Genomic DNA, 21,545 nt, shown 5'->3' on the forward strand with positions numbered 1-21,545 from the left:
TCCGGCTGTGGGATCCGGAAATCACGCGGTACATGGGTTATCGAGAAATCAAAAAGATTATCGAGGCCCGAACCGCTGGGTACCGTGATGCCATTAGCTCCGGGGGAACTTACTGGCCCTCAAAAGGCTTCAACTGGATGCAGCCGACTTTGGAAAAAGCCGCGCGGACTCTGGTGAAGTGCGGAAAGAAATCCGAAAACACATCGAGTAATTTCGAGTAACTTTTTCGGAACAGGCGCCCAAAAGTCGACCTCCAACAGAATGCAACGCATGCCGGTGCGGCGCTTTCGGGCGACGAACCGGCACCCATATTTCACGAAAGGACTCATTCATGCAGATCGACCTCAAGATCCTTGACGAGCGCGCCCGTGCGCACATTCCCGCCTACGCCACGCCGGGCGCAGCCGGTCTCGACCTGCGCGCGCTCCTCGATGCGCCGCTCGAGATTGCCCCCGGCGAAACGCACCTCGTGCACACGGGGCTCGCCATCCACATCGGCGACCCGGGCTACGCCGCACTCATCCTGCCGCGCTCGGGCCTCGGGCACAAGAAGGGGATCGTACTCGGCAACCTCGTGGGCTTGATCGACAGCGACTACCAGGGCGAACTCATGATTTCGGTGTGGAACCGCGGCAGCGACCGCTTCCGACTCGAACCCTTCGAGCGCCTCGCGCAGCTCGTCGTCGTCCCGGTCGCACAGGCCGCCTTCCGCTTGGTCGACGAGTTTGACGCAAGCGAACGCGGCACGGGCGGCTTCGGGTCGACCGGCACAAAGTAACCGCTCGCGACAGTACGCTCGAAACACGCCTAAAAGCCCGCATTTCCACAGAACGGCGGGCTTTTTTGCATCTATGCACCATTCAGTTACAACTTGTTACCTCGACATAGCGAGCCCTAATTTTCAGCTAGCGGCCTCCTAATTCACGACGCCTACACTTTGAATCAAAGGAAAGGCCGAAGCCTTGAGACGATTCGTTCGGCCGAGATCAAACGAAGAAGGAATCCGATATGAACGCCAAGAAGACCCTTACCGCACTTTTTGCCGCCGCTGCACTCGGCTCCGCCGCCATCGCTTGGGCCGCTCAGGAAGCCCCCGCTGCGCCCGCCGCCCCGGAAGCGGCCGTGCAGACCGTTGCGCCGAAGATTTCGCTCGCTCAAGCGGGCGCTATCGCCGAAAAGGCCCTGGGTGGGCAGACCCACCGCGCCACGCTGCGTGCGGGCGCCTCGGGCGGCCTCGTCTGGGACGTCGTTGTGATCCGTGAGGACGGCACGCGCGTTCGCACCTTCATCAACGCCGAAACGGGCGAAGCGAGCGAAGGCGCCGTGATGAACGGCCGCGGCATGCGCGCGCCGCGCATGGCCCCGGGCTACGGCGAACCCTGCCCCTACGCGCAGGACGGCTACTACGGTCCGCATCACCGCCGCGGCTGCGGCATGGGCGACGGCTACGGTCCCCGCCACGGATGGGGTCACGGCTGGGGCCACGGCAACCGCAACTGCCCGTGGTGGTAATCGAATCGATGCTTTCGGGCTGAGAGCGCACCGAGCAGTCGGCTGAGCGATCGCCCAGGCCGCACGATTGACGACTGAGGAGAGCCGAATCTCCGAGCATGACGCCCGGGCGGCAGTGCGCCGCGCCGGGCGTGCTTTTGCGGGCGCAGTGCCCAAAAAAGTTACGCGGAATTCAGTGCCCGAGCGCGTGGATATACTGATCCCAAGGCGATTCGACAGCGCCCCGCAAACGGGTGGTGCACGAACGGCGCCTCGAAAACGGCTCCCCAAAGACTCTCTACCGCCCACGCCATGCATATTCTCCTCATTGAAGACGACCCCTTCATCGCGCGCGCCGTCGCAGCAGCACTCGAAAGCGAAGCGCATACGGTCACCTGGACGCCGACGGGCGCCGAGGGCTTGGCCGCGATCGAAATGCGGCTTCCCGATGCGGTGCTCCTCGACCTCGGACTCCCGGGACTCGACGGTATCGACGTGATGAAGCGCATCCGTGCAATGCCCGCCCCCGCCTCGGCGCTCCCCGTTCTCATCGTGACGGCGCGCGAAGCGCTCGAGAGCCGCCTCGAGGGACTTGACGCCGGCGCGGACGACTATGTGCTCAAACCCTTTCACATGTCCGAGCTTCTCGCGCGCATCCGCGCGGTCGTGCGCCGCAAGGGGCCGATTAAGGACGACGTGCTGCGCGCGGGGCGCATTTCTCTCAATACCGTCACGCACACGTGCAACGTCGGGGGCATCGCCGTCACGCTCTCAAAGCGCGAGTATTCGCTTCTGGCGGCACTTCTCGTGCGCCCGGGCGCCATTCTCTCGAAGCGCGCGCTCGAAGAGAAGCTCTACGCGCCGGGGGAAGAGCCCGAAGGCAATGCTGTCGAGTACCTCATCCATGCGCTGCGCCGCAAGATCGGCAGCGACGCCATCGAAAACATTCGCGGCCTCGGCTGGCGCATCCGCGCCGACTGATCGGGCCGCAGCAACGCGTCCGACGACTTCGAAAATTTCCGCCAAATGCCGAACGACACCCTTGCCGCCGACCGACCGAAGAACGCCCCGAAAACGCGCCTCATCGACTCGCTCCTTGTACGGCTTCTTGCCGCGCTCGTAGCGAGCCTCATCGTCTTTGTGGCGGCAACGGCCTGGTGGGTTTATTCCGACGCGCGCGACGAAGCGTACTTCTCGCAGGACGAGAGCCTCTTTGAAGTGACGGCCGCGCTCGCGCGCGCCGATGTTGCGTCGGTGCTGCCGCGTGCGCTCACGATGGACCCGCAGCGCTTTGAAGCGCGCATCGAATCCGACGAACCGCTCCCGAGCGACGCGGCGTCGGCCGATCGGCGAAACGGCATGCGGATGGGCATGGGCATGCACCGGCACGGCCGCATGCACCGACGCATGATGGAAATGATGGGCGAAGACCCCTCGCAGTGCCCGATGGCGATTCGCCCGGACGGCTCGCAGGCGCCCGCACCGGGGAACGGCCAGACGCCCGCCCGACGCACCTTCATTCCGTCGGGCGAGACGGTGCTCGTTCGCCTGCTGCCTAAGCAAGGCCAGGCCGTCCCGATTGTCTTCGGCGAGGATTTGGCGGGGGGCTTTTCGACCCCGATGATCGACGGCGCACCGCACCGACTCTGTCTCCTCTTTTTGCCGAACGGCCGCTACACGGCGGTCGCCGAACCCTTGAAGCTCCAGGAAGCGATCGTGCAGGAAGAGGCGATTCGTGCCGTGACGCCGCTGCTCGTGCTTTTGCCCGTGCTCGCCCTCGTCCTCTCGGGTATTTTGTGGGCGGGCATGCGCCCGCTCACCCGCGCTGCCAAAACCGTGAGTCGCCGCGGCGCCGACGACCTGACGCCACTGCCGCTCGAAGGCGTGCCTTCGGAAGCGCGCCCCTTTGTGGAAGCCGTCAACGGCCTCCTCGCGCGCGTTGACGCCGCGAGAACGCGCGAGCTGCGCTTTACGGCAGACGCCGCGCACGAGCTGCGCAGTCCCCTCACGTCGCTCACGATTGAGGCCGAACACTTGAGCAAACTCGAGTTGCCTGCGGAAGCGCGCCGCATCGTCGAGAACCTCGAGTCGGGGCTCGAGCGCTCGGTGCATCAGGTTTCGCAGCTCCTGCTCTTTGCGCGCGCGCAGACGGGCGAGTCGAAAGCGGCACTGCTGCGCGACGCCAAACCCTGGGACCTCACGGAGCTCGCGGGCGAACTGATCGAACCGCTTTTGCCCGCCCTCGACAAGAAGACCGTGCGCTTTGAAGCCGAAGGGCTCGAAGCGGCCGATGACGTTCACGGCCTCTCGAGAACGGCCGCGGGCGCCATCATCCGCAACCTTTTGGAAAACGCCGTGCGCTATACGCCCGAAGGCGGCCTCGTGAAACTCGAAGCGCATAGAGGCGTCGATGCCGGGAAAGCGTTCCTCGAAGTCATCGTGCTCGACAGCGGCCCGGGGATTCCGCCCGAAGAACGCGCGCGCGTTTTCGACCCCTTCTACCGCATTGCGGGCACGCGCGAACTCGGCACGGGGCTGGGACTCGCGATTGTGAAGACCTACGCCGACATGACGGGTGCACGGGTCACGCTCGACTATGCGCGAAGCGAAGAAGCGGCCGCTAGCGAGGGCCTCGGCCGCGGTCTGCGGGCTGCCGTACGCTTTCCGCTTGCGGCGAACACGCCGCAGGCATAAAGGCGACGCGGCCTTCGAAAAAAAGCGCTCCCGCAGCCGATGCGGGGAGCGCTTTGTTTTTGAGATTGAACCTGCGGCCTCAGAGCGCGTCTCAGGCGCGGCCTTCGTTCGGCACGCCTGCCACGCCGTCGATGTCGTCAAACGCTTCGTCGAATTCGTCTTCGGGCGGGAAGAGCACTTCGTCGAGCGCGCGGTGCGCTTCAAGCGTCAGCCCCTCGGTCTGCGCCTTCGCGAGCGATCCTTCGAGAATGCGGATCGAGGGTCGGCGATCGGCGTGCAGCACGATCTCAAGCCGCGCGCCGAAAGCGTCGTCGTAGCTCGGCACTTCGTTGGCAAGCGTCCCCTCGGCCTTCATGCCTTCGGCGAGCTCGCTCTGAAAGCGCTCGACGTAAGCGTCGTGGAATTCGCGCGGCACTTCGGCCCAGACGCCCCAGGTGAAGCTCCCCGCTTCCTCAAGCAGCGGCACTTCGACAACGCCGAAGAGATACGCGCGCCCGTCCTCGGCGAGCGCAAAGTCCTTGTTGAAGCGCCCGAACTTGTAGCGCTCGACATAGTCGAGCGCCCAGAACGCATCGGGGAGCGACATCTGAATGTCGCGGCAGAGTTCGTCTTCGTTTTGCGCTCCGTTCTGAGCGAGATCGTCGAATTCGGTCGTCATCGGTGTCCGGTGTAGTCGTCGGGGAAAAGACTTCATGCGCCCGCAAATCCGAGCGCAGCCGCCTCAGTCTAACGGTTGTCGGCGCTGCGCACTTCGGGAAAGTGCAGCACGAAAGCACGCTCAGCATGCGAAAAACCGGCCGGTGTACGAGAGCACCGGCCGGTTTTGGATGTTCGAGCGGGCCGCCAACTGCGGCCTCATGCTTTCTCTACGCTCAGCGAGCGAAGTTTTCTTCGGCGAACTGCCAGTTGACGAGCTTTTCGAAGAAGGCCTTGATGAAGGCCGGGCGCGCATTGCGATGATCGATGTAGTAGGCGTGTTCCCAGTCGTCGATCGTGAGGATCGGCGTTTCGCCCGACTTCACCGGCGTACCCGCATTGCTCGTATTCATGATGGCGAGCGAGCCGTCGGCCTTCTTCACGAGCCAGGTCCAGCCCGAACCGAAGTTGCTCGCCGCAGCGGTCGAGAACGCTTCGACGAAGGCTTCAAAGCTTCCCCAGGTCTTTTCGATCGCTTCAAGGAGCGCGCCCTGCGGACGGCCGCCGCCCGAGGGGGTCAGGCACTGCCAGAAGAAGGCGTGGTTGAAGTGCTGCGCGGCGTTATTGAAAAGACCGCCTTCGGCGCCGCGGATGATTTCTTCGAGGGACTTGCCTTCGAAACCCGAACCCGCAAGCTGGTTGTTGAGGTTCGTCACATAGGTGCGGTGATGCTTGCCCCAGTGGTATTCGAGCGTTTCGCGGCTCATGGCGGGCTCGAGCGCATCGATTGCGTAGGGCAGTTCGGGAAGCTGAAATTCGGTCATGGCAGGTCTCCGCTGAAATATTGCACAGCCTTGCACGAGATGCTCGCAGAACCGGTGTGTTCGGGCATCTCGGTCGGTGCTCAAATAAAAATGCGGTCGGAGGCGCAGAAAGGAACTAGGAAAACCGCCCCCGCCGTCGATGAAGGCATCATATCATCGATATCTATTAAACAAAGAAAAACGATTGAATAATTCTTAACCGTTTGTATCCAGTGCCGTTTCTGACGAGCCCGATGCGCCGGTGCGGCTGCCCGAAGAGCGCTTTGCTTCGGGCACGCGCGTTTGGGCACGCGCCAAGAGTGCGCCGTCGGCAAAGTCAATGCGAAGTACCTCACCCGGCGCAATGGCCGCCGCCGTCCCGACAACACCCGCTGCCGTCGAAATGCGCGCGTAACCCGCACGCAGCGGCCGATCGGGGTCGAGCGCCTCGAGCGTGCGCTTCAATACGGCCACCGTCCGTTCGGCGCGCTCGAGCGCGGGCATCGGATTGGGCGCCAAGCGTGCCGCACGAGCGAGACGCTCCCCGTCACGCGCAAGCCGCCCGAAAACCATGTCGTCGAGCCGTCCCTTTTCTCGTTCGATCTCTCGACGCCCGAGTGCGAGCTTTTCGTCAAAGGCGCACGTCAAGCGCGAAGCCGCGAGCGCGAGTCGTCCGTCGTAGCCGCCAAAGAACGCCTCGGGCACTTGAAACATGCGGCCGGCCGTTCGCACGCGCTGCGCTTTCTGTGCAAGCGCGAGGTCAAAGCTGCGTGCAAAGCGCGCTGCGGCTTCAAGGCGCTTCTCGTCAAACGTACGCAAAAGCCCCTCACCCGTTGGGAAGACCGCGTCGACGCGATCGAACCGCTCCTCGGCCGTTCGCAGCTCGCGCTCGATCGTGCGCTCGATCGTCTCGCGGGCTTTCGAAAGACGCGCAAACCAGTACGAACCGTCACGGCCCACCATTTCGGCAGCTGCCGTAGGCGTGGAAGCGCGCACGTCGGCCGCAAAATCGGCAATCGTGAAGTCCGTCTCGTGTCCGACCCCGGAGACGACGGGCGTCTTCAGGTCGCGCAGCGTTCTTGCGAGCGTCTCGTCGTTGAAGGCAGCGAGGTCCTCGTACGCACCGCCGCCGCGCACGAGGAGAATCACGTCGGCACCGATTCCGTCGGCACGCCGCAGCGCCTCGACGAGCGACGCGGGCGCCTGCGCCCCTTGGACGGCCGCGTGCACGAGCACACGCTCGACCCATGGCATGCGCCGCTCGAGCGTCTGCTCGACGTCGCGGCGCGCCGCTGCCGTTTCGCTCGTCACGATCGCGATGCGCTTCGGAAAGACGGGGAGCGGCCGTTTTTTGGCGGCGTCAAAGAGCCCTTCGGCTTCGAGTTTGGCTTTGAGCGCGAGAAAAGCCGCCCAAAGCGCGCCGCGTCCGGCCTCGCGCCACGCATCCACCGAAAGCTGCAGCCGGCCGTTGGGGCCGTAAACCTGCAGCTCGCCGCGAACTTCAATGCGGTCGCCCTCTTGCGGCATCCCGGCAGCGGCGAGCCGCGTTCGCCAGAGCACGCACGAAAGCAGCCCCTTCTCGTCCTTCAGAGAAAAGTAGCAGTGCCCGAGTCGCGAGCGCGTCACCTGCGCGACTTCACCGACGATCCAGCAATGCGTGAAAAAGCCGCGCACCGCTTCGTCAACGTACTTCAAAACGGCCGAGACGGCGACGGGCGTCTCTTCGGCAGGGAGCGTAGCGCTAAGTTCGGGCGCCGTCGCCTGAAGGGCCGGCTCGCCTGCCGGGCGTACATCGCGCTCGAGTACGTCGCCCCTCCGATAGGCCGCGGCAAAACGCGCGGCGTCAAAGCGAGGCACGCTTTTAGGCGCTGCGCTCGAGACGCTTCTCGGGGTATTTCTCGGCGCGGCAACCGGCACGGGCCGCGCTCGATCGCGCTCGGGCCGGGAGGTCGAGATCGAACCGAAATAGTCGCGAGCCGGCGCCGCCCGGCTCGCCGCGGGCGCCGGCGCCGTTTCACTGCGAACGCCCGAAGCGCGGGGCCGCGGTTCGTTCTTTGCCGCTCGCCCCGAAAGGTCGCCCTGCGCACCTTTCGCCGATAGGGCGGGTACGGCGCCCGCTACGCCGCTCGAGCGCCGTGCGGCACTCGCTTCGGCCTCGCGGCAGAGTGCGGGATCATCGGTCGGAAAAGGAATGTCGTCAAAGGGCGGGCGCGTCATGGTGTGGCTCGAAGAAACGTCGCTCCTGCGGGCGTACGCAATCGAAAAAAGGACTGGGGCGGCGCCTCCCGTTCCCGCTTGCGACGGGCATCCGCTAAAAAGAGCGCCGAGCCTCTCGAAATGCTAAACGAAGACGGTGCCCAAGCGGATGCGCGGCCATGTCGTCGCACGCAGGCTGCCGGTGCGCCGTGAAACTGTGCCGCGAGCGAGATATCCACGAAGACCCTAGTTGCCTAAAAAATAGGCAGTAACAAAATTTTATCGATTTGTGAACGAGTTAAGTAGGTTCTCCAAAACTTATCCACAACCTTACTCACTCGGATTGAGGAAAACATTGAACAACATTTTTCACCTTGGCGGCGGGCGACGATTTTCAAATGCGGCTATCATTTTTTCTTCATGTGCGCCGCCCGAGCCCGTTGCTCTCCATGCTCCGCGCAGAGCATCAAGATGCGTCAAAAGCCGGTTCCCGGGTCCGCGCCGCGCAGCCCCTCGCGCTTTGAAGAAGCCGACGGCGCGCGGCCGCACCGCATGCGGCGCCGTTTGAAACACCGTCCCGCACACAGATGTCAGACGACACACCTCCTCGAACTTTCGAGGCGAGCGTTCGGCCCGTGCGCCGTGCGTCTCGTCTCGCAGCAAATTTCCGCCCGCTCTTTGTCGGGCGCAGCACCTCGGCAGCGGAGCGCCAATCATGATGTTCGCTGCCAAACTCGAATCCTGGGTTCACCGTCAATGGTCGCAGCGCGGTCTCGTGCCGTGCCTGCTCTACCCGCTCACCTATGCCTACCGCTTTGCGGCCGCCCAAAAGCGCCGCAGCACGGTGCCGAACCGCCTGCCCGTTCCAGTGGTCGTTGTCGGCAACATCTACGTGGGCGGCACGGGCAAGACCCCCATCACGATTGCGCTCGTCAAGGCGCTTCGCCTGCGCGGCTGGCACCCGGGCGTCGTCTCGCGCGGCTTCGGCCGCGACGACAGCGGCGTGCGCCTTGTCGCGCCCGACTCGCCCGCGCAGGAAGTGGGCGACGAACCGCTCTTGATCGCGCACGAGTCGCTCGCACCCGTCGCAGTGGGCCGCAACCGCTTTGAAGCGGCGACACTGCTGCTGAAGACCCATCCCGAAATCGACCTCATCGTGAGCGACGACGGGCTGCAGCACGTGGCGCTCGCGCGCGACTTGGAACTCGCCGTCGTCGGCGCGCGCGGCCTCGGCAACGGCTGGACGCTGCCGGCAGGCCCCCTGAGAGAGCCGCCTTCGCGCCTTGACGAAGTCGACGCCGTCGTCATCAACACGACGACCGACGTGCCGTTTGCGAGCCGCACGCCGCGCTTTGCGGCTTCGAGCTGCTTTGGCACCTGCACGCAGCTCGCCACGGGTGCACAGACGGACATCGACAGCATCGCCGCAGACCTTGCGCGTACGGGCGGCAAAGCCCTTGCCGCCGCAGGCATCGCATCGCCGGGCCGGTTCTTTTCCATGGTGCGAGCGCACGACATCGATTGCGCCGAGCTCGAGCTCGGCGACCACTACGACTTCTCGCGCAATCCCTTTGCCGACCGAAAAGAGGACGTCATCCTCATCACCGGCAAGGACGCGGTCAAATGCGTGAAAATACCGGCCATCAAGGCTGATCCGCGCATTTGGATCGTGGGGCTCGAGGTCGAGCTCGAAACCTACCTGATCGACCTCGTCGACCAGAAGGCGGGCGAAGCCGCCAAGCGCCTCGGTCGGCACCCCGAACGCCGAAACGATACGATTTAAACCTTTGGAGACGGCGCGCCGTCGAGCAAGCGCTGCCGGCCGAGCGTTTTCGGCCGACTGCGCAGACGATCCGCGCCGGTGTGTTGAATGACTCAGCCCAAGATTCCCGATTTTCTGGTTTGTCCCGCCTGCAAGGGCCCGCTCATGCAGGGCGAGAAGGCCGACGAGCTCGTTTGCCCGAGCTGCGAAGCCGCCTACGAAGTCCGCGACGGCATCCCGGTGATGATCCGCGCGCTCGCGCGCACGCTCGCCCCCGAAGAAGCACGCCGCTACCGCGAAAAGCGCGCCGCGCTGCGCGAGAAGACGGAACCGGTCGCCCGCTGAGAGGAACGCAAGACCATGTCCTTTACCGTCATCATTCCGGCGCGCATGAAGTCGACGCGCCTGCCCGGCAAGCCCCTGAAACTCATCGAAGGCGTGCCGATGGTCGTGCGCGTTGCCGAGAGCGCCGCGCGCTCGGGCGCGAGCCGCATCGTGGTTGCGACCGACAACGAAGCCATTCTCGAGGCGTGCCGCGCCGCGGGAGTTGAGGCCGTTCTCACGCGCGAAGATCACCCGACGGGTACCGATCGGCTCGCCGAAGCCGTCACGGCGCTCGGTCTCGCTGACGACGAAATCGTCGTCAACGTGCAGGGCGACGAACCGCTTATGCCCGCCGACATCGTCGATGCGGTCGCCAAGCTCCTCGTCGAGCGTCCCGAATGTGCGATCGCCACTGCCGCGCACACGATCGACGATGTCGAGAGCTTCCTCAACCCGAACGTCGTCAAGGTTTCGCTCGACGAGCGCGGCAACGCGCTCACCTTCTCGCGCGCGCCGATTCCCTGGCCGCGCGATGCCTTCCGGGAAGACCGAACGAAGCTCCCTGAAGGGTTCGAGCCTTTGCATCACCTCGGGCTCTACGCCTACCGCGTGCGCTTTTTAAAGCGCTTCCCGACGCTTGAGCAGGCACCCGTTGAAAAGATCGAGAGCCTCGAGCAGCTGCGCGCTCTCTACTACGGCGAAAAGATCGCCGTGCTCGTGCTTGATCGCGCGCTTCCTGCCGGCGTTGATACCGAAGAAGACCTCGAGCGCGTTCGCGCCGTCTATCGTGCAGCGGCGCAAAACTGACAACCGTCGTGAAAGTCGGCGCCAAACGGACGGTTTTTCGCGACAACTGCGTTCGGCACGCGCAACGACAGCCTTTGTCGCGGCGCTGCCGCGCGCTAAAATGCTCTGAAATGCTGTCCCGAAGCGGACCGCAAGCCCATGCGCGCTGGCGGCTCGCTTTCGAGATCCGAAACCCAAAACGGATCGCACGGATCTCGAACGGACAGCGCGGGCTTCACGCACGGCCCGCACTCGGATTCACTCACTTCATATGGAGATTCATCCCATGCGTCTCATTCTCATCGGGCCGCCCGGTGCCGGCAAGGGCACTCAGGCCAAGTTCATCTGCGAGCACTTCGGCATTCCCCAGATTTCCACGGGCGACATGCTTCGCGCGGCCGTCAAGGCCGGCACCCCGCTCGGTCTGGCTGCCAAGGCTGTGATGGAAAAGGGACAGCTCGTCTCCGACGAAATCATTCTCGGTCTCGTGAAGGAACGCCTCGAAGCGCCCGACTGCAAGAACGGCGCGCTCTTTGACGGTTTCCCGCGCACGATTCCGCAGGCGCAGGCCTTGGCCGACGCCGGCATCCCCATCGACTTCGTGCTTGAAATCAGCGTGCCCGACAGTGAAATTGTCGAACGCATGTCCGGTCGTCGCGTGCATCCGGCGAGCGGCCGCACGTATCACATCAAGTACAACCCGCCCAAGGTCGAAGGCAAGGACGACGTCACGGGCGAAGATCTCGTTCAGCGCGACGACGACCGTGAAGAAGTCGTTCTCAAGCGCCTTGAGGTCTACCACAACCAGACCGAAGCGCTCGTCGGCTTCTACACGAAGCTCGCCGAATCGGGCGCCCCGAATGCGCCGCAGTATCGTTCGATCTCGGGCCTGGGCTCGATCGACGAAATCACGTCGCGTGTGTTCGAAGCGCTCAAGTAATCGGTTCTTCGACGCAATTGGCAGCCGATGGTGAAGGCCGCCAAGACTTCTTGAAGCCGCTTCAGGCCGTTATCGGCTGAGGCGGCTTTTTTTTTCATCATTAAAAGCTCGCCGTCGTCCCGACAATCAGCTGGTATACGGGCCAACACGCAATCGAAGCAGAGCGGCGTAAAGTTCAACTCAACTGCATGCGAAAACGGCGAACGCGGCCGAAATTTCAGCCGCTCGCGGCTGACGCACGGACGCGCGGCCGACGTATGATGGAAGGATGTTCACTTTTCCTGCGGAGGCTGCGGACCATGGCATCTTTTGCGAGCTTCAAAAAAACAGACGCCGCGCTTCGGCGCCTTTCCTTTATCGGCCTCTCGGGCGCGCTTGCTGCGCTCGCGCTCACGGGCTGCAGCGCCGTCCCCTACGAGAGCGGCACGGCTGTTCGCGTTGACGCTGCACAGGCCGACGGCACGCAAAAGAAAAAAGAAGAGCCCAAGCCCATTCCGATCACGATGCCTTCGGAATACGCGCTTCGCGGCGACGGCATCTACTACTTCAACGACAACGCCGTCTCAAATTTCCGCATCACGGACGCCATTGCCGAAAACGGACTCTACAGCGTTGAAGAATACTTCCGCTTCGGCACGCCCCACGGCTTCACGTGGGGTGCGGGAGCCGCGTCGATTCTGCGAAACGGCCGGCAGCTCGACGCCGAAAAGATCATCGGCGTCTCGGTCGAGAAGGACCACCACCTGGTGCTTCACTACAAGGGCGAGACCGCGCAAAGGCCCATGCGTCTCAATGTTGAGATCGAAGCTTTCGACATGTCGGGGCTGCCGATCGGCCCCTACCTCAAGACGCGCATGAACCGCTCGACGCCCTCGGGCTTCCTGATCGGCGGCAAGTATGCGTTCCCCGAAGGCAGCATCGGCTACCGCGCCCGCATGTGGGTTGACGAAGACGTCGTGATCGTGCCGACCAAGACCGCCTTCACGGGTTCTGGCACGATCGAAGACTTCAGCAAGCGCTTCTCCAAAGAAATCCCTTACTGCCTGCGCTTCGTTCCGGCCAAGGACGCCAAGCCGATGGGCGTACTCTTTGAAAAGCCCATCGAAAAGAAGTATGAAAAAGTCAAGGGCAAGCGCGTGGAAAAGGGGCAGTCCGGTGAAGCGCAGCTCATGCGCGTGAAGACGGGCACGATTTTCTGCGCCAAGGACGAGACGGCCGAAAAGGGCGAGGCTCTCGGCAAACTCGATTGGACGTTGCGCTACGTGAACGGCTCGCGTGTGCTTGAATTCAGCTTCCCCGAAAATCTCAAGAGCGACAATTTCGGCGTTTTGAAGTCGCATCGTGACGCATTGCGCGTTGCTTTTGCCGAAGAGCGCTCGAAGAACCGCACGAAGCTTTTGCCCGCACGCATCTGGCTTAAGAACAAGCCGATTCTCGACTTCCAGTGGCGCTTCAACAAGCGTGCTGCCGACGCCATTCAGGATGCGATCCACGAAACCGCGGACCTGCGCCGCGAATGGGACGCCAAGCACGGTACGGCTACGCGCGTAAAGGCGCCCGAAAAAGCCGTGAAGGTCGCGCCCGCGAAGAGCGCGAAGAGCACGCGCTCGAGTGCGAAGCGTGCACAGAAGTAATGGCTGATAACGCACTTCGCAGTCTAAGAAGGCGAAGGCGTCCTAGTTGACCGACCGAGGCGGATGTCTTTTCTCAGGCGTCCGCCTCTTTTTGCATACGTCATGAAGAAGCGCTGACGGCCGCAAGCTTCAGATTCGACTTCCATCCACTTGAAGGCCGCCAATGAAGCTCAGGTACATCGCCATTTGTCCGAACTTCGACGAATTCGGGCGATTCGGCATTGAGCTCGTGTACCGAACGGCTCACCGGTCGAGAAACATTGCGGATTCAAACCCAAGCGGCGCCAGTTATGAACCGACGCCGCACGTGCTTTTTCTATCGGATTGCTCGTCCGCGCTTGCCTCGTTTATTCGGCCGTTTCGCCGAAGGCACTCTCCCACGCGTGCATGAGAAGCTTCGGACCGTATGTCTTGATTGCGGCCGGGTCCGAAAGCGTTCTGCGCCAGAGGCGCGCACCGGGAAGCCCCTGCGCGAGTCCGTTGGCGTGGCGCGCCATCGCGCGCACGGCGTGCTCGTCATCGGCCCAGTGCGCTTCCAATTCGCGCGTGAGCGCTTCGACAACCTCGCGGCGCGTCACTTCGTGCGGTTCGCCGTAAAGAAGCTCGTCGACCCCCGAGAGCAGCCAAGGATTCTGATACGCCGCACGCCCGAGCATCACGCCGTCAACGCCTGCCTCAATCAGCTCCTTTGCGGTTTTCAGATCTGCAATGGCACCGTTGAGCACGATCACGGCGTCGGGAAATTCACGCTTCAGTTCAAATGCAACCTCGCGCTTCAGTGGCGGAATCTCGCGGTTTTCCTTGGGGGAAAGACCTTTGAGCCAAGCCGAGCGTGCGTGCACGATGAAGACGCGGCAGCCCCCTTCGTAGAGCGTCCCGACAAAGTCGCGAACGAAGCCGTACGCCGTGTGCTCGTCGACGCCGATGCGGTGCTTCACCGTCACGGGCTTTGCGGTCGCCGAGCGCATGGCGGCAAGGCACTCGGCAACGAGTGCGGGCTCGAGCATAAGCGCCGCGCCAAAGCTCCCCTTCTGAACGCGCTCCGAGGGGCAGCCGCAGTTGAGGTTGTATTCGTCGTAGCCGTAGCCTTCGGCGATCTCAACGGACTTCGCAAGCGCTTCCGGGTCGGCGCCGCCGAGCTGCAGCGCCACGGGGTGCTCGCAGGGCGAGAAGCCGAGAAGCCGATCGCGGTCGCCGTAGATGATCGCGCCCGTCGTCACCATCTCGGTGTAAAGGCGCGCACGCTTCGTGAGCTGCCGGTGCATGAAGCGGCAGTGTCTGTCCGTCCAGTCGAGCATCGGCGCAACCGTAAAGCGCCAGTCGATGGGATTCGGTGCGCCCGCGGCGCACGTCGTTGCGTTCGTCGTCATGGAGTTTCTTTGTTATGAAAAACGCTGCAGTCGCCCGAAGGTACTGCAGCGTCATGGGTGAGAAGTCGTTGCGGCGCCAGTGCCGTCAGCTCTGCTCGTCGACTTCGCCCGAGACGTAGCGCCAGCGTCCGTCGGCGCCGCGCAGAAAGCGCGAATTTTCGGACTGCTTGAAGGCGCCCGCAGAGGTGCGCCCCGTCGCGACAAACCGCACGCGCCCCGTGTTGCCTTCAGGCGCGGGGGCTTCGAGCACCTTGAGCGAGAGCCACTTCACGCGCGCTTCGCCGCGCGCCCAGATTGCCTCGGGGCGATGGGCTTTCTCCCACGTATCAAGGAGATACGCTTCGTCGCCGAGCGCAAAAGCCGTGTAGCGGCTTCGCATGAGCGCTTCGGGCGTGGGCGCGCCGAGGTGTTCGGCGCCGCCCGTGAGATACCGCCCGCAGCACTCGGCCAGGCAGAGGCCGCTGCCGCACGGGCAAAGCGCGGCGGCAGCGGCATTTTTCTTTTTCTTCGTCATTTCGATGAAACGACTTCCGAATCAGTCCCCGGAGCCCGATCAGCCGAAGGTCTTTTCTTCGGCGCGCGCGGCACGCTTGCGCTCGAAATCCTTCAGGTAGCGCTTGCGCAGACGGATCGTCTTCGGCGTGATTTCGACGAGTTCGTCGTCGTTGATGAATTCAACGGCCGATTCAAGCGTGAGCTTCACGGGCGGCACGAGGCGAATGGCTTCGTCGGTGCCCGAGGCGCGAATGTTCGTGAGCTGCTTGCCGCGGATCGGATTGACGACGATGTCGTTTTCGCGCGAGTGCTCGCCGATGATCATGCCTTCGTAGAGCTTGTCGCCGGGCGAAACGAAGAGGCGGCCGCGTTCCTGGATCTTCCAGAGCGCGTATGCGACAGCCTCGCCATCGTCCTGCGAGATGATCACGCCCGAACGGCGTTCGCCCACTTCGCCCTGCTTGATGGGGCCGTAGTCGTCAAAGACGTGGCTCATGATGCCCGTGCCGCGGCACATCGTCATGAAGAGGCTCTGGAAGCCGATCAGGCCGCGGGCCGGAATGCGGTACTCGAGACGTACGCGGCCCTTGCCGTCGGGTTCCATATCCTGGAGGTCGCCCTTGCGGCGGCCGAGCTCTTCCATGACGGCGCCCTGGTGTTCTTCTTCGACGTCGACCGTGAGAAGTTCATAGGGTTCCATCTTGACGCCGTCGACTTCCTTGATAACGACGCGCGGACGAGAAACGGCGAGTTCATAGCCCTCGCGGCGCATGTTTTCAAGAAGAATCGTGAGGTGCAGTTCGCCGCGGCCGGCGATTTCCCAGACGGTTTCGTCGTTGGTCGGACGCATGCGCATGGCGACGTTCGACTTCAATTCGCGCTCGAGACGCTCGCGGATCTGGCGCGAGGTGACGAACTTGCCTTCACGGCCCGCGAGCGGGGACGTGTTCACCTGGAAATTCATCGTGAGGGTCGGCTCGTCGACCGTAAGCATCGGCAATGCTTCGGGGTTGTTGATATCCGTGATGGTCGTGCCGATGTTGAGGTCTTCAATGCCGGTGACAAGAATGATGTCGCCCGCTTCTGCGGCGTCGACTTCCTTGCGCTCGAGCCCTTCGAAAACGAGGATCTGATTGATCTTGGCGCGCTTCGGCTTATCCTCGGGGCCGTCCATGATCGCGACTTCCTGGCCGGCGCGGATGCGGCCGCGGTGCACGCGGCCCACGCCGATCTTGCCGACGTAGCTCGAGTAGTCGAGCGAGCAAATCTGCAGCATCAGGCCGCCGTCGGGGTCGTCGTCGCGCACGGGCACGTGCTTGATGACGGTGTCGAAGATCGCGCGCATGTTGCCGATCTTTCGCAGCTCCTCAACGTCGTCGGTTTCGCCCGCGAAGCCGTTGAGAGCCGAGGCGTAGATGACGGGGAAGTCGAGCTGCTCTTCGGTGGCGCCGAGCTTGTCGAAAAGGTCGAACGTCTGATTGAGCACCCAGTCCGGGCGCGCGCCCGGACGGTCGATCTTGTTGATGACGACGATCGGCTTCAGGCCCTGCGCAAGGGCCTTGCGCGTCACGAAGCGCGTCTGCGGCATGGGGCCTTCCACGGCGTCAACGAGAAGCAGCACGCCGTCGACCATCGAGAGCACGCGCTCGACTTCGCCGCCGAAGTCCGCATGCCCCGGCGTGTCGATGATGTTGATGTGCACGCCCTCGTATTCGACGGCGCAGTTCTTGGCGAGAATCGTGATGCCGCGTTCGCGTTCGATGGCGTTCGAATCCATCACGCGCTCTTCGACCTGCTGATTGGCACGGAAAGTGCCCGCGCACTGCAGCAGACGGTCGACGAGCGTGGTCTTGCCGTGGTCGACGTGCGCAATGATCGCGATGTTGCGAATGGCTCGAGTCATAGCGTTTAGATTTGTTTCAAGTAATTAGTGTGCAATCAGCCGCTCGGGCGCCAGCACGCCGCGCTCGCCGACGAGCGCGGTGCCCAGGAGGACGCCGTCGTGACCGTAAACCCGAACGCGGCCGCGTTCGGCAAGGCCCAGAGCGAGACGCTGGCCGTTCATGAAGCGGGCCGTCTCCTCGGGCGAGAGATCAATTCGGGGAAGCGTTGAGATGAGCGTATCCGAGGGCGTCAGTTTACCGCGCACGGCCTCAGGCGTGCCGAGCGCGCGAAGCGCTTCAAGCCCCACGGCTTTGTCTGCCGTCAAAGTGCCGACGCGCGTGCGGCGAAGCGCCGTGAGGTGCGCGGGGTACCCGAGGCGCTTGCCGATGTCTTCGGCGAGCACGCGGATGTAGGTGCCCTTTGAGACGAGGCACTTGAGCGTAAAGCTCTCGCCGTCAAAGTCTTCGACCGAAATCTCGTGAATGACGACGCGCCGCGGCGCACGCTCAACGGTTTCACCGCGGCGCGCGAGCTTGTAGAGCGTCTCGCCTTTGTGCTTTAAGGCCGAGTACATGGGCGGCACTTGATCGATTTCGCCCAAGAACGACTTCGCCGCCGCCTCGAGCGCTTCCAGGGTCAGGCCGACGACGGGCTTCTCTTCGACGATTTCGCCCGTTTGGTCGCCCGTATCGGTCGAGCGCCCGAGCATCACGCGCGCTTCGTAGCCCTTATCGGCATGCAGCAGGTCGGCGGAAAACTTCGTTGCATTCCCGAAGCAAAGCGGCAGAAGCCCCGTCGCCATCGGGTCGAGCGTACCCGTGTGCCCGGCCTTCTGAGCGTTCAGAAGGCGGCGCACGATCTGCATAGCCCCGTTGCTCGAAAGCCCTTCGGGCTTGTCGAAAAGCATCACGCCGTCGACGGCGTCGCCTCTGCGCTTCATCGGGCGTCCTTTTCGTCGATGTACTTTTCGTCGGCTTCGCCGCTCTTCTCGGCGCCGAGCGCTTCGCTCGCCTCCGTCTGCGCGATCGCCTTCTTGATGAGGGCGTCCATTTCAAAGCCCTTCATCACGCTTTCGTCGAGCGTGAAGTGCAGCGTCGGCACGGTGTGGATGTGCAGTTCGCGGAAGAGATGGTTGCGCAGCATCCCCGCGGCGGCATTGAGACCCTCGGTTGTTTCTGCGGGGTCGGAGCCGAGCACCGTGAAGTAAACCTTCGCGTGCGCGTAGTCGGGCGTGATGTCGCAGCCCGTGATCGTCACGAGCCCCACGCGCGGATCGCGCACTTCGAGCGGAATCAGTTTGGCGAGGTCGCGGGCGATCTGATCGGCGATGCGCTGAGCGCGACCGGGTTTCTTGGCTTTCATCGTATGTATTGCTTTCTATAGCGTTTTCGGGGCGCCTTACTCGAAAACCGCGCCCGACGCACGCCGCCTCAAAGGAGAGCGGCGCACCTTCGGACGCGGCGCGTTCATTGCCCCGGCGGGCCCGACGAGGCGGCTACCCGGATTTCAGGGCCGCCCGGCTCGGGTCGTTAGAGCGTACGGGCGATTTCCGTCACCTCGAAGACTTCGAGCTGATCGCCTTCGTGGATGTCGTCGTAGCCCTTGAGCGAGAGACCGCATTCGTTGCCGGCCTTCACTTCGCGCACGTCGTCCTTGAAGTGCTTGAGCGAGGCGAGTTCGCCCGTCCAAACAACGACGTTGTCGCGCAGCAGACGCACCTGCGCGTTGCGGCGCACGAGCCCCTCGAGCACGCGGCAGCCCGCGATGTTGCCGACCTTCGGCACGCGGATGATTTGACGGATTTCGAGAAGGCCGATCTGCGTTTCGCGCAGTTCGGGCGAGAGAAGACCCGAGAGCGCCGCCTTCACATCGTCCACGGCGTCGTAGATGATGTTGTAGTAGCGGATGTCGATGCCCTCGGCTTCGGCGAGCTTGCGCGCCTGCGCATCGGCGCGGACGTTGAAGCCGATGATGACGCCCTTCGAAGCCGCAGCGAGGTTGACGTCGGATTCCGAAATGCCGCCCACGGCCGCGTGCACGACGTTGACGCGCACTTCGTCGTTCGAGAGCTTCGTAAGCGCATGGATGAGCGCTTCCTGCGAACCCTGAACGTCGGCCTTGACGATGAGGGCGAGCGTCTTCACTTCGCCTTCGGCGGCGTCGGTAAAGAGGTTTGCAAGATTCACCGCATGAGCCTTCGCAAGCTTCACGTCGCGGTACTTGCCCTGACGGAAGAGAGCGATTTCGCGCGCCTTGCGTTCGTCGGAGAGCACATACACCTCGTCGCCCGCCTGCGGCACGCCCGAGAGACCCTGAATTTCAACCGGAATCGAGGGACCGGCAGACTGCTGCGCCTTGCCGAATTCGTTGAGCATTGCGCGAACGCGCCCGAATTCGGCGCCAACGAGCACGATGTCGCCGCGGTGGAGCATGCCCTGCTGCACGAGGACGGACGCGACCGGACCGCGCCCCTTGTCGAGGCGCGATTCGATAACAAGCCCCTTGGCGGGACCCTCGGCCGGAGCCTTCAGCTCCAGCATTTCGGCCTGCAGAAGCACGTTTTCAAGGAGTTCGTCGACGCCCTGGCCGGTCTTGGCGGAAACCGGGCAGAACGGCACGTCGCCGCCGTACTCTTCGGGGATGACGCCCGCGTTGACGAGTTCCTGCTTGACGCGATCGGGATTGGCTTCGGGCTTGTCGATCTTGTTGATCGCAACGACGAGCGGCACGCCGGCCGCACGCGAGTGCGAGATGGCTTCCTGCGTCTGGGGCATCACGCCGTCGTCTGCTGCGACCACCAGAATCACGATGTCGGTCGCCTGAGCACCGCGAGCGCGCATCGCCGTAAAGGCTTCGTGGCCCGGTGTGTCGAGGAACGTGATGATGCCGCGCGGAGTCTTCACGTGGTAGGCGCCGATATGCTGCGTAATGCCGCCCGCTTCGCCCGCCGCAACCTTGGAGCGGCGGATGAAGTCGAGCAGCGACGTCTTGCCGTGGTCGACGTGGCCCATGATCGTGACGACCGGGGGACGCGGCACGGCCGGATAGTCCTGGTGCTCGGCGAGTTCGCCAAGGTAGGCTTCCGGGTCGTCGGCCTTGGCCGCAATCGCCTTGTGGCCCATTTCTTCAACGACGAGCATCGCCGTATCCTGGTCGAGCATCTGGTTGATCGTCACCATCTGGCCCATGAGCATCAGGGTCTTGATGACTTCGGTCGCCTTCACGCTCATCTTGTGGGCAAGGTCGGCGACCGAAATCGTTTCGGGCACCTGAACTTCGCGCACAACGGGTTCCTGCGCCTGCGGCGCCGGTTCGTTCTGGCGGTGACGGTCCTGGCTGCGGCGGCCGCGCGCGGTGCGCCAGCCGCTCTGGCCTTCGTCGCCGCCGCGGGTCTTGAGCGAACGGCGGCTGCGGTCTTCGTCTTCATTCCAGCGGCCGCCCTGCGAGCGCGAGCCCTTGTCCTTCTTCTTGCCGTTGTCGGCCGTGCGCGCCCCCTTCTTGTCGGCGGCATTGGCGCCGGCGGCCGGACGCTGCGCAGCGCCCTTCTGCTGGGACTTCTTCTCGGCCTGCGCAGGCTTTTCCGCTGCCTTGGGCTTTTCTTCCTTCTGGGGCTTCTTCGCCGTGAGGACGCCGGGCTTGCGGTTCATCATTTCGCGGATGCGGCGCGCCTCTTCTTCGGCCTTTTTGCGCGCTTCGTCGCGGTGCTTGGCTTCGGCTTCCATGCGCTGAGCGGTCGCCTGCGCGACTTCCGCCTCGAGCTTGGCTTTTTCAGCTTCGCGGCGAGCGGCCTTGATGGCGGCTTCGTCCTGCTGGGCCTTCTTCAAGGCTTCTTCGCGTGCCTTGGCTTCTTCGGCGGCGCGGCGCGCGGCTTCGGCGCGTTCGGCCGCAGCACGGCGTTCGGCCTCTTCGCGTTCGCGGCGGGCCGCCTCTTCGGCTTCGCGCTTCTTGCGCGCCTCTTCTTCGGCGCGGCGGCGCGCTTCTTCTTCCGCACGGGCGCGTTCGGCCGCAGCAGCTTCTTCAGCCGCACGGCGCTCGGCCGCAGCCTTGGCTTCGGCGGCAATGCGCGCTTCTTCTTCGGCCACAGCCTGCGGGTTCTTCATGAAAACGCGCTTGCGGCGCACTTCGACCTGAATCGTGTGCGCACGACCCGAGGCGTCGTTCTGCTTGATCACGCTCGTCTCCTTGCGCGTCACCGTAATCTTTCGCGGGGCAGCCTGCGTACGTTCCGCGCGAAGACTGTCGAGCAGACGGCTCTTGTCGGCATCGGAAAGTTCGTCGGCTTCGCCCGACTTGTGGATCCCGGCAGCGCGAAGCTGCTCGAGAAGGGTCGAGGCGGGCACCTTCAGTTCTTGTGCGAAATCCTTAACCGTGTTCGTCGTCATATGTTCGTTACTCCTTCGAATGCGGCGCGCTCCCTTTCCATGGAAGCATTGCGCCCGCGAGGTCTTCAAGAAGACCCGCGCCATGCAGGCGATTGCGTCGGAGGGCGCCTAAAGCGCCGTGCGTTCTGCTGTCTTTTTCCGCTCTATC

At 63.7% G+C, this 21,545-nt stretch carries 19 protein-coding genes; 10 read left to right on the top strand and 9 right to left on the bottom strand.

From position 1 onward, the window contains the following. The 5 genes from H6A60_RS09985 to H6A60_RS10005 form a co-directional block, all read left to right on the top strand. Nucleotides 1-221: hypothetical protein (locus H6A60_RS09985; RefSeq protein WP_205104150.1), on the top strand; the 221-nt coding region annotated here is incomplete at its 5' end. Nucleotides 222-331: 110 nt separating this feature from the next. Then, nucleotides 332-778 carry a dUTP diphosphatase gene (gene dut / locus H6A60_RS09990; RefSeq protein ID WP_205104152.1) on the top strand — a complete coding sequence of 149 codons (447 nt, stop codon included), beginning with the start codon at nucleotides 332-334 and terminating at the stop codon, nucleotides 776-778. A gap of 230 nt (nucleotides 779-1,008) precedes the next feature. Next, a complete protein-coding gene (locus H6A60_RS09995; protein ID WP_205104154.1) occupies nucleotides 1,009-1,512 on the top strand; it encodes a PepSY domain-containing protein in 504 nt (167 codons plus the stop codon). 291 nt (nucleotides 1,513-1,803) lie between these two features. After that, the gene (locus H6A60_RS10000) at nucleotides 1,804-2,472 is read left to right on the top strand and encodes a response regulator transcription factor (RefSeq protein ID WP_205104156.1); all 669 of its coding nucleotides are present in this window, start codon (nucleotides 1,804-1,806) and stop codon (nucleotides 2,470-2,472) included. Between the two features lie 45 nt (nucleotides 2,473-2,517). Beyond that, nucleotides 2,518-4,185 (top strand): sensor histidine kinase, encoded by a 1,668-nt coding sequence (locus H6A60_RS10005; RefSeq protein WP_205104158.1) that lies wholly within the window; start codon nucleotides 2,518-2,520, stop codon nucleotides 4,183-4,185. Nucleotides 4,186-4,276: 91 nt separating this feature from the next. Here the strand turns inward: H6A60_RS10005 and H6A60_RS10010 are convergent, their stop codons facing one another. The 3 genes from H6A60_RS10010 to xseA form a co-directional block, all read right to left on the bottom strand. After that, nucleotides 4,277-4,843, bottom strand: coding sequence for a DUF2199 domain-containing protein (locus H6A60_RS10010; RefSeq protein ID WP_205104160.1), 567 nt, complete (start codon nucleotides 4,841-4,843; stop codon nucleotides 4,277-4,279). Between the two features lie 214 nt (nucleotides 4,844-5,057). After that, a complete protein-coding gene (locus H6A60_RS10015) occupies nucleotides 5,058-5,645 on the bottom strand; it encodes a superoxide dismutase (protein WP_205104163.1) in 588 nt (195 codons plus the stop codon). A gap of 195 nt (nucleotides 5,646-5,840) precedes the next feature. Further along, on the bottom strand, nucleotides 5,841-7,841 hold the full coding sequence (gene xseA, locus H6A60_RS10020; protein ID WP_205104165.1) for an exodeoxyribonuclease VII large subunit: 2,001 nt from the start codon (nucleotides 7,839-7,841) through the stop codon (nucleotides 5,841-5,843). Between the two features lie 694 nt (nucleotides 7,842-8,535). Between xseA and lpxK the strand changes: the two genes are divergently transcribed. The 5 genes from lpxK to H6A60_RS10045 all read left to right on the top strand — a co-directional run bounded on the left by lpxK (nucleotide 8,536) and on the right by H6A60_RS10045 (nucleotide 13,266). Continuing rightward, nucleotides 8,536-9,603, top strand: a complete 1,068-nt coding sequence (gene lpxK / locus H6A60_RS10025) for a tetraacyldisaccharide 4'-kinase (RefSeq protein ID WP_205104167.1) — start codon at nucleotides 8,536-8,538, stop codon at nucleotides 9,601-9,603. An 87-nt stretch (nucleotides 9,604-9,690) separates the two neighbouring features. After that, a complete protein-coding gene (locus H6A60_RS10030) occupies nucleotides 9,691-9,927 on the top strand; it encodes a Trm112 family protein (protein ID WP_205104169.1) in 237 nt (78 codons plus the stop codon). Between the two features lie 15 nt (nucleotides 9,928-9,942). Then, nucleotides 9,943-10,713 (top strand): 3-deoxy-manno-octulosonate cytidylyltransferase, encoded by a 771-nt coding sequence (gene kdsB / locus H6A60_RS10035; RefSeq protein WP_205104172.1) that lies wholly within the window; start codon nucleotides 9,943-9,945, stop codon nucleotides 10,711-10,713. Between the two features lie 265 nt (nucleotides 10,714-10,978). Continuing rightward, on the top strand, nucleotides 10,979-11,632 hold the full coding sequence (gene adk, locus H6A60_RS10040; protein ID WP_205104174.1) for an adenylate kinase: 654 nt from the start codon (nucleotides 10,979-10,981) through the stop codon (nucleotides 11,630-11,632). A 299-nt stretch (nucleotides 11,633-11,931) separates the two neighbouring features. After that, a complete protein-coding gene (locus H6A60_RS10045) occupies nucleotides 11,932-13,266 on the top strand; it encodes a hypothetical protein (protein ID WP_205104176.1) in 1,335 nt (444 codons plus the stop codon). A 347-nt stretch (nucleotides 13,267-13,613) separates the two neighbouring features. On the opposite strand, the gene dusA is transcribed toward H6A60_RS10045, so the two are convergent. The 6 genes from dusA to infB form a co-directional block, all read right to left on the bottom strand. After that, nucleotides 13,614-14,636 carry a tRNA dihydrouridine(20/20a) synthase DusA gene (gene dusA / locus H6A60_RS10050; RefSeq protein WP_205104178.1) on the bottom strand — a complete coding sequence of 341 codons (1,023 nt, stop codon included), beginning with the start codon at nucleotides 14,634-14,636 and terminating at the stop codon, nucleotides 13,614-13,616. Nucleotides 14,637-14,721: 85 nt separating this feature from the next. After that, on the bottom strand, nucleotides 14,722-15,150 hold the full coding sequence (locus H6A60_RS10055) for a YchJ family protein (protein WP_205104180.1): 429 nt from the start codon (nucleotides 15,148-15,150) through the stop codon (nucleotides 14,722-14,724). Nucleotides 15,151-15,189: 39 nt separating this feature from the next. Beyond that, nucleotides 15,190-17,034, bottom strand: coding sequence for a translational GTPase TypA (gene typA, locus H6A60_RS10060; protein ID WP_205104182.1), 1,845 nt, complete (start codon nucleotides 17,032-17,034; stop codon nucleotides 15,190-15,192). Between the two features lie 24 nt (nucleotides 17,035-17,058). Continuing rightward, nucleotides 17,059-17,955, bottom strand: a complete 897-nt coding sequence (truB, locus tag H6A60_RS10065) for a tRNA pseudouridine(55) synthase TruB (RefSeq protein ID WP_205104184.1) — start codon at nucleotides 17,953-17,955, stop codon at nucleotides 17,059-17,061. Next, a complete protein-coding gene (gene rbfA, locus H6A60_RS10070; RefSeq protein ID WP_205104200.1) occupies nucleotides 17,952-18,386 on the bottom strand; it encodes a 30S ribosome-binding factor RbfA in 435 nt (144 codons plus the stop codon). Before rbfA ends, truB begins: the two co-directional genes overlap by 4 nt. A 158-nt stretch (nucleotides 18,387-18,544) precedes the next feature. After that, a complete protein-coding gene (infB, locus tag H6A60_RS10075) occupies nucleotides 18,545-21,397 on the bottom strand; it encodes a translation initiation factor IF-2 (RefSeq protein WP_205104186.1) in 2,853 nt (950 codons plus the stop codon). Between the last annotated feature and the right edge of the window lie 148 nt (nucleotides 21,398-21,545).

Source organism: Sutterella massiliensis (assembly GCF_016899755.1).
In the GTDB taxonomy this organism is placed as follows: Bacteria; Pseudomonadota; Gammaproteobacteria; order Burkholderiales; family Burkholderiaceae_F; genus Sutterella; species Sutterella massiliensis.

What these genes read in the sequence shown, in the direction of transcription:
- H6A60_RS10015 (WP_205104163.1), bottom strand. Translation starts at nt 5,645, where the DNA reads ATGACCGAATTTCAGCTTCCCGAACTGCCCTACGCAATCGATGCGCTC.
- infB (WP_205104186.1), bottom strand. Translation starts at nt 21,397, where the DNA reads ATGACGACGAACACGGTTAAGGATTTCGCACAAGAACTGAAGGTGCCC.
- H6A60_RS10005 (WP_205104158.1), top strand. Translation starts at nt 2,518, where the DNA reads ATGCCGAACGACACCCTTGCCGCCGACCGACCGAAGAACGCCCCGAAA.
- H6A60_RS10055 (WP_205104180.1), bottom strand. Translation starts at nt 15,150, where the DNA reads ATGACGAAGAAAAAGAAAAATGCCGCTGCCGCCGCGCTTTGCCCGTGC.
- H6A60_RS10045 (WP_205104176.1), top strand. Translation starts at nt 11,932, where the DNA reads ATGGCATCTTTTGCGAGCTTCAAAAAAACAGACGCCGCGCTTCGGCGC.
- kdsB (WP_205104172.1), top strand. Translation starts at nt 9,943, where the DNA reads ATGTCCTTTACCGTCATCATTCCGGCGCGCATGAAGTCGACGCGCCTG.
- H6A60_RS10010 (WP_205104160.1), bottom strand. Translation starts at nt 4,843, where the DNA reads ATGACGACCGAATTCGACGATCTCGCTCAGAACGGAGCGCAAAACGAA.
- dut (WP_205104152.1), top strand. Translation starts at nt 332, where the DNA reads ATGCAGATCGACCTCAAGATCCTTGACGAGCGCGCCCGTGCGCACATT.
- adk (WP_205104174.1), top strand. Translation starts at nt 10,979, where the DNA reads ATGCGTCTCATTCTCATCGGGCCGCCCGGTGCCGGCAAGGGCACTCAG.
- lpxK (WP_205104167.1), top strand. Translation starts at nt 8,536, where the DNA reads ATGATGTTCGCTGCCAAACTCGAATCCTGGGTTCACCGTCAATGGTCG.
- H6A60_RS10000 (WP_205104156.1), top strand. Translation starts at nt 1,804, where the DNA reads ATGCATATTCTCCTCATTGAAGACGACCCCTTCATCGCGCGCGCCGTC.
- dusA (WP_205104178.1), bottom strand. Translation starts at nt 14,636, where the DNA reads ATGACGACGAACGCAACGACGTGCGCCGCGGGCGCACCGAATCCCATC.
- truB (WP_205104184.1), bottom strand. Translation starts at nt 17,955, where the DNA reads ATGAAGCGCAGAGGCGACGCCGTCGACGGCGTGATGCTTTTCGACAAG.
- H6A60_RS10030 (WP_205104169.1), top strand. Translation starts at nt 9,691, where the DNA reads ATGACTCAGCCCAAGATTCCCGATTTTCTGGTTTGTCCCGCCTGCAAG.
- typA (WP_205104182.1), bottom strand. Translation starts at nt 17,034, where the DNA reads ATGACTCGAGCCATTCGCAACATCGCGATCATTGCGCACGTCGACCAC.
- H6A60_RS09995 (WP_205104154.1), top strand. Translation starts at nt 1,009, where the DNA reads ATGAACGCCAAGAAGACCCTTACCGCACTTTTTGCCGCCGCTGCACTC.
- xseA (WP_205104165.1), bottom strand. Translation starts at nt 7,841, where the DNA reads ATGACGCGCCCGCCCTTTGACGACATTCCTTTTCCGACCGATGATCCC.